Annotated in this window: 12 protein-coding genes; 7 read left to right on the forward strand and 5 right to left on the reverse strand. The window is 62.5% G+C overall.

Annotated features, from left to right (window positions below; all coding sequences use genetic code 11):
- Nucleotides 1–5: 5 nt before the first annotated feature.
- Nucleotides 6–401 (reverse strand): VOC family protein, encoded by a 396-nt coding sequence (locus V6M49_RS15685; RefSeq protein ID WP_332761927.1) that lies wholly within the window; start codon nucleotides 399–401, stop codon nucleotides 6–8.
- A 111-nt stretch (nucleotides 402–512) separates the two neighbouring features.
- On the opposite strand from V6M49_RS15685, the gene V6M49_RS15690 reads away from it, so the two are divergent.
- Nucleotides 513–908 carry a DUF3054 domain-containing protein gene (locus V6M49_RS15690; protein WP_141140643.1) on the forward strand — a complete coding sequence of 132 codons (396 nt, stop codon included), beginning with the start codon at nucleotides 513–515 and terminating at the stop codon, nucleotides 906–908.
- A gap of 120 nt (nucleotides 909–1,028) precedes the next feature.
- On the forward strand, nucleotides 1,029–1,310 hold the full coding sequence (locus V6M49_RS15695; protein WP_332761928.1) for an Lrp/AsnC family transcriptional regulator: 282 nt from the start codon (nucleotides 1,029–1,031) through the stop codon (nucleotides 1,308–1,310).
- Between the two features lie 70 nt (nucleotides 1,311–1,380).
- Here the strand turns inward: V6M49_RS15695 and trpD are convergent, their stop codons facing one another.
- On the reverse strand, nucleotides 1,381–2,439 hold the full coding sequence (gene trpD / locus V6M49_RS15700) for an anthranilate phosphoribosyltransferase (protein ID WP_332761929.1): 1,059 nt from the start codon (nucleotides 2,437–2,439) through the stop codon (nucleotides 1,381–1,383).
- A gap of 147 nt (nucleotides 2,440–2,586) precedes the next feature.
- Here trpD and ctaE point away from each other — a divergent pair, with 147 nt between their 5' ends.
- The 4 genes from ctaE (at nucleotide 2,587) to qcrB (ending at nucleotide 6,924) form a co-directional block, all read left to right on the forward strand.
- A complete protein-coding gene (ctaE, locus tag V6M49_RS15705) occupies nucleotides 2,587–3,225 on the forward strand; it encodes an aa3-type cytochrome oxidase subunit III (RefSeq protein ID WP_200950602.1) in 639 nt (212 codons plus the stop codon).
- 87 nt (nucleotides 3,226–3,312) lie between these two features.
- On the forward strand, nucleotides 3,313–4,101 hold the full coding sequence (gene qcrC / locus V6M49_RS15710) for a cytochrome bc1 complex diheme cytochrome c subunit (RefSeq protein WP_332761931.1): 789 nt from the start codon (nucleotides 3,313–3,315) through the stop codon (nucleotides 4,099–4,101).
- A 101-nt stretch (nucleotides 4,102–4,202) separates the two neighbouring features.
- Nucleotides 4,203–5,273: a cytochrome bc1 complex Rieske iron-sulfur subunit gene (gene qcrA / locus V6M49_RS15715; RefSeq protein WP_141140646.1), complete on the forward strand. Its 1,071-nt coding sequence runs from the start codon at nucleotides 4,203–4,205 to the stop codon at nucleotides 5,271–5,273.
- Nucleotides 5,251–6,924 (forward strand): cytochrome bc1 complex cytochrome b subunit, encoded by a 1,674-nt coding sequence (gene qcrB / locus V6M49_RS15720; protein WP_141140647.1) that lies wholly within the window; start codon nucleotides 5,251–5,253, stop codon nucleotides 6,922–6,924. Before qcrA ends, qcrB begins: the two co-directional genes overlap by 23 nt.
- 97 nt (nucleotides 6,925–7,021) lie before the next feature.
- On the opposite strand, the gene V6M49_RS15725 is transcribed toward qcrB, so the two are convergent.
- Nucleotides 7,022–7,813, reverse strand: coding sequence for a GntR family transcriptional regulator (locus V6M49_RS15725; protein WP_141140648.1), 792 nt, complete (start codon nucleotides 7,811–7,813; stop codon nucleotides 7,022–7,024).
- Nucleotides 7,814–7,986: 173 nt separating this feature from the next.
- Here V6M49_RS15725 and V6M49_RS15730 point away from each other — a divergent pair, with 173 nt between their 5' ends.
- Nucleotides 7,987–8,292: an HPr family phosphocarrier protein gene (locus tag V6M49_RS15730; RefSeq protein ID WP_332761932.1), complete on the forward strand. Its 306-nt coding sequence runs from the start codon at nucleotides 7,987–7,989 to the stop codon at nucleotides 8,290–8,292.
- A 142-nt stretch (nucleotides 8,293–8,434) separates the two neighbouring features.
- Here V6M49_RS15730 and V6M49_RS15735 read toward each other — a convergent pair whose 3' ends face one another.
- Together V6M49_RS15735 and V6M49_RS15740 are read right to left on the reverse strand one after the other, a co-directional pair.
- Nucleotides 8,435–8,836 carry a cytochrome c oxidase subunit 4 gene (locus V6M49_RS15735; protein ID WP_056340077.1) on the reverse strand — a complete coding sequence of 134 codons (402 nt, stop codon included), beginning with the start codon at nucleotides 8,834–8,836 and terminating at the stop codon, nucleotides 8,435–8,437.
- Nucleotides 8,833–9,378: cbb3-type cytochrome c oxidase subunit I (locus V6M49_RS15740; RefSeq protein ID WP_332761933.1), on the reverse strand; the 546-nt coding region annotated here is incomplete at its 5' end. The genes V6M49_RS15740 and V6M49_RS15735, both read right to left, overlap by 4 nt.

The following is a 9,378-nucleotide window of genomic DNA, read 5'->3' on the forward strand; positions in this document are numbered from 1 at the left end:
TCCGGCTAGTGCGGGGCCGCATCCGGCACAACGGCCGGTGGATGCCGGCTGACCAGCCCCACCGTGTTCCCTTCCGAGTCACGGATGAAGGCCATCCACTCATCGGTTCCTGCCGGACCCAGGGTGGCGTCGCCATGGTGGAAGATCACCTGCGGCAGCGCAACTACCTCCACTCCCCTGCCCTGCAGGGCGCTGATGCTGGTCCGGACGTCCTCCACCTCCAGATAGAGGACCGACGACGGTGCGCCGCGCTCCAGCAGGAGCCGGACGCCGTCCAGATCGAAAAACAGGAGTCCCGGCGGGTCGTAGACCGCCGCTGGCTGCATCCCGAGAAGCTGTGAATAGAACTCCGCGGCCCGCTGGAGGTCATGTGCCTGCTGGGCCACCTGGATCAGGCGCACTGTGCCTCCCGCTTGATAAGCACCGCTGTTGTCCCACCCATCTTCCGTAATCCCCCCGTAGCAGGGCAAGCATCAGGACCGGGCCGCCGTCGCCGGGTTAGGCTCGAAGCCATGACCTGGACCCAGCAGCAATCCGTAACCGGCGGCAGGCGCGCCATCACCGCCGCGGCACTGTCCGACGCCGTCCTCATCCTTGTTTTCGCAGCCATCGGCAGGGACGCCCACCAGCGCGGCGACATTGTCACCGGCGTGTTCCTCACCGCATGGCCGTTCCTGGCCGGGGCCGCCATCGCCTGGCTTGCGTGGCGGGCGTGGCGGCGTCCGCTGTCCATGGCAACCGGCGTCGTGGTCTGGCTTGGCGCCGTCGCCGGCGGGATGATCCTGAGGGCGCTGACGGGACAGAGCGTAGTACTGGCCTTCGTGGTTGTTGCGCTCTTGAGCCTGGGGTTGTTCCTGGTGGGCTACCGGGCACTTCTTGCACTAGTACGCAGGCTTAGAAAGTCGTGAAGGCGCCGCCAGCCACGCGTCCGGGGCACGCCCGATGGACACGGCCCATGTAATAGGCTGGCATCACCAAAGAGTCTTGCCGGGCACAGCTACGGCCAACAGATCCGGAAGGATTGAACAGTGATCACCGCATTCGTTCTGATCAAGACCGACGCCGCGCGCATCCCGGAAACCGCCGAGGAAATTTCCGCGATCCCAGGCATCAGCGAGGTCTATTCCGTAACAGGCGAATGGGACCTCATCGCCGTTGCCCGCGTCGCCCGGCACGAGGACCTGGCTGACGTCATTGCCGACAAGCTGTCAAAGGTGCCCGCGGTGGTTCACACCACGACACACATTGCCTTCCGTGCCTACTCGCAACACGATCTCGACGCGGCATTCGCTCTCGGCTACGAACAGTAGGACCACTTCCCCTGAAAAAGACGCGGGCCCGGCTTTACAGCCGGGCCCGCGTCCTTTTCGTGTGTACGGGTCAAGGCCGCGTCAGCGAAACCCACTTATCGAGGACCGCAGCGGCAGCACCGCTATCAATCGACTCCGCGGCCCGGCCAAGAGCCGAACGCATACGCTCCAGGAACGGGCCCTCGGACGATTCATCAAAGGCCACCAGCCCAGCGGCCGCGTTCAGCAGCACAGCATCCCGCGCTGCGCCGGTCTTGCCGGCCAGGACATCACGTACGACGGCGGCATTCGCCTGCGCGTCCCCGCCACGGAGGTCCTCCACAGTCGCGGGACGGATGCCAAGCCCGGCCGGCTCAAAATTCAGCTCAGAGACAGCGCCGTCGCGGATTTCCCAGACGGTGGAGGGACCCGTTGTAGTCAGTTCGTCCAGTCCGTCATTGCCGCGGAAAACCAGGCCGCGGCTGCCCCGCTTCGCCAGGACACCGGCAACCAGCGGGGCCATACGGGCATTCGCCACTCCCACGGCTGAGGCCTGGACAAGAGCCGGGTTGGTCAGAGGTCCCAGGAAATTAAAGGCTGTGGGGATGGCGAGCTCCCGGCGGGGCACGGCTGTGTGACGGAAAGACGGGTGGAACACCTGCGCGAAGCAGAAAGTGATTCCAGCCTCCCCCGCGTTGCGTGCCACCTGGGCCACCGGGAGGTCGAGCCTGACCCCCAGCGCTTCAAGCACGTCAGCCGAGCCGGAGGACGAAGACGCTGCACGGTTGCCGTGCTTGACGACCTTCGCTCCGGCGCCCGCAGCAACGAGGGCGGACATGGTGGAAATGTTGACGGTATTGAGCTGGTCCCCGCCGGTACCAACGATGTCCAGCTTCTGACCGGGGATATCGATGGGGGTTGCATGGCGCAGCATCGCGTCCACCAGACCCGAGATTTCGTCCACGGTTTCGCCCTTGGCGCTGAGGGCAACCAGGAATCCGGCGATCTGCGCGGGGGTGGCCTCCCCGGACATGATTCTGTCCATAGCCCACGCGGTATTGTCCGCAGTGAGGTCAGTACCGTTGATAAGAGCCGAGATGAGCCGCGGCCAGGTGTTGCTGTCCGCCGGGGCGGTTGCCTGAGAAGTCACCTTCTGATGCTATCGAGCCACCTCGGACCTGACCAATGTGAACGTCGCCGGGAACTTTTCATAGTGATTTCGCGTCTTTGTAGAAAAAGTCCCCCGAAAAGGCGGTTCGCGTTGGGAACTACGGACTTTTATAGACATAATGTCTATGTGACATCTGCGACCCATGCCCCCAGTACCCCGGCGCACCCCACGCTGAACCGCCCCAATATGGTTTCTGTCGGAACCGTAGTTTGGCTGTCCAGTGAGTTGATGTTCTTCGCCGGTCTCTTCGCCATGTACTTCACGCTGCGCTCCACGAGCGGTCAGATGTGGGCGGAAGAGACAGCAAAGCTCAACTTCCCCTTTGCGCTCGTCAACACGATCGTCCTTGTGGCCAGTTCCTTTACTTGCCAGATGGGCGTCTTCGCCGCCGAACGGCTGCAGCCTCGCAAGACAGGCGGCCCGTTCCAGTTCTCCCGCTGGGGCATGAACGAATGGTTCACGCTGACCTTCATCATGGGTGCGTTCTTCGTCGCCGGCCAGGCAACTGAATACGCGATGCTTGTTTCCGAACACGTTTCGCTCTCATCCAACGCCTACGGCTCATCGTTCTATATCACCACCGGCTTCCACGGTCTGCACGTAATCGGCGGCCTCGTTGCCTTCCTCTTCATCATCGGACGCTCGTTCGCAGCAAAGAAGTTCGGCCACTTCGAAGCAACCTCCGCGATCGTCACGTCTTACTACTGGCACTTTGTGGACGTTGTCTGGATCGGCCTCTTCCTGGTCATCTACGTACTGAAGTAGTCAAGCTTTGATTCCTTTTCTACAAGAGGCAGAATTTCAAGAAGCGGCTCACGGAGCCGGCGCACGATCGAATAAAGGAACCACCACGTGAAGGCTCTCTCGCAAAAGCGGCGTCACCCACTCGCAGTAATCGCGCTGCTACTGATGGGACTCCTCGTCACTGGTGGGCTGTATGCCGTTGCCACCACCGTCAACGAGGCCAAGGCATCCACCACCAGCTTCAGCTCCAATGACACCGCCGAGGGCGAAAAGCTCTTTGAGGCTAACTGCGCCACCTGCCACGGCATGGGCGCGAGCGGCAGCCAGGATGGCCCCTCGCTGGTCGGCGTCGGTGCTGCGTCCGTTGATTTCCAGGTCGGTACCGGCCGGATGCCCATGCAGATGAACGGTCCCCAGGCGTACAAAAAGCCGGCCCAGTTCAACGATGCCCAGACTCATCAGCTTGCAGCCTACGTGGCTTCCCTGGGAGCCGGCCCGGCAATTCCTGAAGAACACCTGCTTGATGAGCAGGGTGACGCCGCCAAGGGTGGCGAGCTCTTCCGCGTGAACTGCGCGATGTGCCACAACGCAGCAGCAGCCGGCGGTGCACTCACCCGTGGCAAGTTCGCTCCCGCCCTTGCCGATGTCTCGGGCAAGCACATCTACGAAGCGATGGTCACCGGACCGCAGAACATGCCCGTCTTCAGTGACGCAAACGTCACCCCCGAGGGCAAGCGCGACATCGTCACGTTCCTGAAGCAGATCGAGGCCAACGGCTCCCCCGGTGGCGCTGACCTCGGGGCCCTGGGCCCGGTCGCCGAAGGACTCTTCGTCTGGGTTGCAGGCCTGGGCGTCATCATCGCGTTCACCATCTGGCTTACTTCCCGGACGTCTTAGGCGCAACGGGAAACTTAAGAACTTCTGCTGCCCAGTCAGCAGTTTGAAATTGAAAACTATAACCCGGCAGACGCCGGGACGAGAGAAGGATGAGGCGAATTATGGGCAACCATAGTGACGGCAGTCCGAACCCCTCGGGCACCGTAGCTACGGCTGGTCAGAATGAGGTGGAGAAGTTCCAGGATCCTGGAATTCCCCCGCACCGTTTGCGCCTGGCCGACACGGACCCGAAGGCCGCAAAGCGTGCAGAACGGCAGGTCGCCGTGCTTTTCGGCGCGTCAGTTGTCGGCACCCTGATCTTCCTGGTGGCGTACTTCGCCATTGACTTGGGCGAGGGCACGAGCATCGCCACGATCCGGCTGCAGAACGCCCTGCTGGGCGTTGGCACCGCGTTTGCGATGCTCGGCATCGGCACCGGTATTGTGCACTGGGCCAAGGCCCTGATGCCGGACCATGAAGTCTCCGAAGAACGCCATCCCATCCGCACGGAAGAAGACCGCCTGGCGGCAGTCCGGATCGTGGATGACATCGTGGAAGAGACCGGCATCAAGCGCCGCCCGCTCATCCGCAACACGCTGCTCGGTGCTATGGCCCTGGCCCCGCTTCCCGCGATTGCGGTTTTCGGTGACCTTGGCCCCCGCCCCGACCGGGCGCTGTCCCACACTATGTGGGCACCGCAGGAGGGCAAGCTCAAGCGCCTCACCCGCGACCCCGACGGCACACCTATCAAGGCCTCTGACGTCACCATCGGTTCGGCCTTCCACGTGATTCCTGAGGGCCTGAACGAACTGCATGAAGGCAAGCTCAACGAAAAGGCCAAGGCAGTTGTCCTGCTGATGCGCCTGGATCCGGCCTCGCTGAACCCGTCGGCGGGCCGCGAAGACTGGAGCTACAACGGAATCGTTGCCTACTCCAAGATCTGCACCCACGTCGGTTGCCCCGTTGCTCTGTACGAGCAGCAGACGCACCACCTGCTGTGCCCGTGCCACCAGTCCACCTTTGACCTCACGAACGAGTGCAAGGTGATCTTTGGCCCGGCCAGCCGGCCCCTCCCCCAGCTGCCGATTGCAGTGGACGCCGAGGGCTACCTGGTCGCAACCAGCGACTTCAATGAACCTGTAGGACCGAGTTACTGGGAGCGTGATGAGCATGAGCGCAGCATCAAGAGCTGAAGCCCCCGCCTTCGTCGCCAAGACTAAAGCCGGACGCATCACTGATTTTGTTGACGCCCGAGTTGGCGGATCAGGAATCCTGCGCGAATTCGGACGCAAGGTATTCCCCGATCACTGGTCATTCATGTTCGGTGAAGTCGCCCTCTACTCCTTCGTCATCCTGCTGCTCTCTGGCACCTTCCTGACGTTCTTCTTTGATCCGTCCATGGCGGAAACGCACTACGACGGGTCTTACCTGCCGTTGAAGAACGTCGAAATGTCCGTGGCGTACAGCTCCTCGCTGGACATTTCCTTCGACATCCGTGGCGGCCTGTTCATGCGCCAGGTACACCACTGGGCAGCACTGCTGTTCGTCGCCTCGATCGCCGTGCACATGCTGCGCGTTTTCTTCACGGGCGCGTTCCGCAAACCACGTGAAATGAACTGGGTTGTCGGCAGCGTCCTGCTGATCCTCGCCATGGCAGCCGGCTTCACTGGCTACTCCCTCCCCGATGACCTGCTGTCCGGCAACGGCCTCCGCATCATCGACGGCGTTATCAAGTCCATCCCGGTGGTTGGTACCTACACTTCCTTCTTCCTCTTCGGCGGAGAGTTCCCGGGATCGGCTGTTATTGGCCGCCTGTACATGCTGCACATCCTGCTGGTGCCCGCCCTCATCCTGTTGATGATCGTCCTGCACCTGTTCATGGTGGTTGTGCACAAGCACACCCAGTACCCCGGCCCCGGCCGCAACGACGGCAACGTTGTTGGCTACCCGCTCGGCCCTGTATACGCAGCCAAGGCGGGCGGCTTCTTCTTCATCGTCTTCGGTGTCGTTGCCCTGATGGCGGCTTTCTTCACGATCAACCCGATCTGGAACTACGGCCCCTACGACCCGTCGCCGGTTTCTGCCGGTACCCAGCCTGACTGGTACATCGGGTTCGTTGACGGTGCCCTGAGGCTTATGCCCGGTGTCATCGGTGATTTCCAGTTCGAGTACGTTGTCTTCGGCTACGTGCTGACGCTGAACGTTCTGCTGCCCGCACTGGTGCCCGCAGGCATTCTGTTCACGGTGATGTTCATGTACCCGTGGATTGAAAGCTGGATCACCAAGGACACCCGCGAACACCATGTCCTGGACCGTCCGAGGAATGCCCCCACCCGCACCGCCATCGGCGTCGCCGGTTTCGTCTGGTACTGCGTGATGTGGGCAGCCGCTGGTTCGGACCTCATAGCCACACACTTCCATGTGTCTCTGAACGATGTGACGTACTGGCTCCGCGCCTTGTTCTTCGTCGGCCCGGTCATCGCGTTTATGGTTGCCAAGCGAGTTGCCCTCGCCCTCCAGCGCAAGGACCGCGAAATCGCACTCCACGGCCGGGAGACCGGACGCATTGTCCGCCTTCCGCATGGCGAATTCATCGAGGTGCACGCGCCGCTGGATGAATACAAGCGCTACAAGCTCGTGGGCTTCGAATCCCCCTCACCGCTGCCGGCGGTCCCCAACGACCACGGGATTGTGACGCGCAAGGAAAAGCAGCGTGCGTTCCTCTCCAAGTGGTTCTTTGAAGACCGTGTGGCACCGGCCACGCCTGCAGAGCTGGAAGCCGCACACGGCCACCACGCCCCTGCGGTAGAGGCCGGCGAGGAAACCAAGAGCCTCAGCCACTAGCACTCATAGCAGTAACGGGAAAAGGCCCGGTCCATTTTGGACCGGGCCTTTTCCCGTTAATTGCGGCCGGCCGCTGTTGGCTACTGCCGGGCCGCTCCTAGTGGTTGCGGTAACCCAGCGACTGGTTCCGGGCAGGCCTCGCACCTGGCCGCTGGAGGGGTACCCATAGCTTGTAGCGGTCGGCCCGGTAGTACGAAACTGAGTAGTCCACCATCGCCCTGGCAACAAAGGCGTGCCTCTGAATCTTGAGCAAGGGGGCGCCGACGTCAACGTTGAGCAGGCGGGCCGTAGAGGGGGAAGCAGCTGTCGCCTCGATCATGTCCTCCCCCCACTCCATCACGAGGCCGAACTGCTCACTCAGCACGTTGTAGAGCGATGTTGGGGGCTCGCCGTCCAAAAGACCCGGGACGCGCTGCGCCGGGATGAAGTTCTCGTCCACGCTCATCGGCTCACCGTCCGCCAGCAGCAGCCGACGAAAACGCACCAGTGGCGTCCCCTCCTCCACCTGCAGTTCGCGGGCCAGAAAGGCGCTGGCGCCGATCTGTTCAAAGCTCAGGACCTTGGCGGCCGGAACCATGCCGCGGCGTTGCATCTCTTCGCTGTACGAGGTGAGCTTTACCTGAAGGTCGAGTTTGGGCTTTCGTACGAACGTGCCGAGGCCGACCACCCGCTCGAGGACTTCCTCGCCGACCAGGGCGTCGATGGCCTGCCGGACAGTCATCCGGGCCAGGCCGAACCGCAGGGCAAGATCCCGTTCCGAGGGCAGCGCAGAACCCGGCGGGCAGGAATCGCTGATGTAGGCCCGGAGGATCTCCCTGAGCTGGATATAGATGGCGGTCCCGCTGCTGCGGTCGATCTCGCCGGCAACGCCGCGGGCATCAGCAGCCACGGAAGAACGTCTTTTCTTCAGTTTTCACTGTCCAAGCCTAAGGCAGGCAGCGCCGCTGGACTAGACCAGTTCCAGCAATGGACCGGCCCGACTCCCCCGTTTGGTCGCACAGCCATCCAGCCGGATATATTGGACAGGAAATTCAGCGATATCGGTTTGGGGGCCGTCAAGAAATGGGAGACCCCTTGCCAGTGCATAAGGCCGTTGTGTCAGCGTCAGTCGGCTTGCATGCCCGCCCTGCCGCGATGTTCGTCAGGGCAGTGACCGAAACTGGACTTCCTGTCACCATCCGCAAGGCAGGCATCCAGGGTGTCGACGCCCGCTCCCTCCTGGAAGTCATGATTGCCGACTTCCCCTTCGGCTGCGAAGTAGAGCTTTCAGTCCCCGAGGGCGCCCTCAGCGGCCCTGTCAGTCACCGTGACGCCGAGGCGGCCCTGCAGAGTCTGGCCGAGCTCCTGGAGTCACAGGGCTCCAGCTAACCCCTCCCAGAGGCCTATATCCCGTGACGTCCCGCGCCACGGTCGACGCGCCAATCGAACGGACAAGAACGACGTCGGGCCCCACCAGAAGGTGGGGCCCGACGTCGTAATTCATAAAATGCCTGTTGAAGCCAAGGGGCTTCTAGTGGGCGTGGTCCCCACGGCTGTACTCGAAGACCCACCCCACGAGGGCGACAACTGCGAGGCCGGCTGCGATGAACAGGATCCACCAACCCACTGCCAGGCCCAGGAATCCGCCCGCGCAGGCGAGGCCCAGAACGAGCGGCCACCAGCTCCAGGGGCTGAAGTGCCCCTGTTCGCCGGCGCCCTCGTGGATCTCGGCATCGTTGCGGTCCTCGGGACGCATTCCGACGCGCTTGCCGGTGAACCCAAGGTAGCCGCCGATCATCCCGGAAAGCCCACCCACCAGGAGGATCCCGAGGGTTCCGACCCACTCATGCCAGTTGGTCAGGAAACCGTAGACCAGGGAAACCGGTACGAAGAAGAAGACTCCGGCTCCAAATATCCATGATTCGATTTTCACTTGGCGGTGTCCTTCTGGTCGGCGTTACCGAGCACCGCGGCTGCGGCTGCAGGCGATTCAACGGTGTGTACCTGCGAGAGCTCCGGGTGGTGGAGGTCCAGGGCGGGACGCTCCGAACGGATCCGGGGCAGCGAGGTGAAGTTGTGGCGCGGCGGCGGGCAGGAAGTGGCCCACTCAAGCGACGCTCCGAAGCCCCACGGGTCATCCACTTCAACGCGCTCGGAGCTGCGCCAGGTGATGTAAACGTTCCAGAAGAAGGGAATCAGGGATGCGCCCAGAACAAACGAGGAGATGGTGGAGAACTGGTTCATCCAGGTGAAGTTGTCCTCCACCAGGTAGTCTGCGTAACGGCGGGGCATGCCTTCAACGCCCAGCCAGTGCTGGATCAGGAACGTGCCGTGGAAGCCAAGGAACAGCAGCCAGAAGTGGATCTTTCCGAGGCGCTCGTTGAGCATCTTGCCGGTGAATTTTGGCCACCAGAAGTAGAAGCCTGCGAACATCGCGAACACCACAGTGCCGAACACCACGTAGTGGAAGTGCGC

It is taken from the genome of Pseudarthrobacter sp. (assembly GCF_036675385.1).
Taxonomy (GTDB): Bacteria; Actinomycetota; Actinomycetes; order Actinomycetales; family Micrococcaceae; genus Arthrobacter.

Coding starts and splice junctions, on each gene's coding strand:
- V6M49_RS15690 (WP_141140643.1), top strand. CDS start 513: ATGACCTGGACCCAGCAGCAATCCGTAACCGGCGGCAGGCGCGCCATC.
- qcrA (WP_141140646.1), top strand. CDS start 4,203: ATGGGCAACCATAGTGACGGCAGTCCGAACCCCTCGGGCACCGTAGCT.
- qcrB (WP_141140647.1), top strand. CDS start 5,251: ATGAGCGCAGCATCAAGAGCTGAAGCCCCCGCCTTCGTCGCCAAGACT.
- V6M49_RS15730 (WP_332761932.1), top strand. CDS start 7,987: ATGGGAGACCCCTTGCCAGTGCATAAGGCCGTTGTGTCAGCGTCAGTC.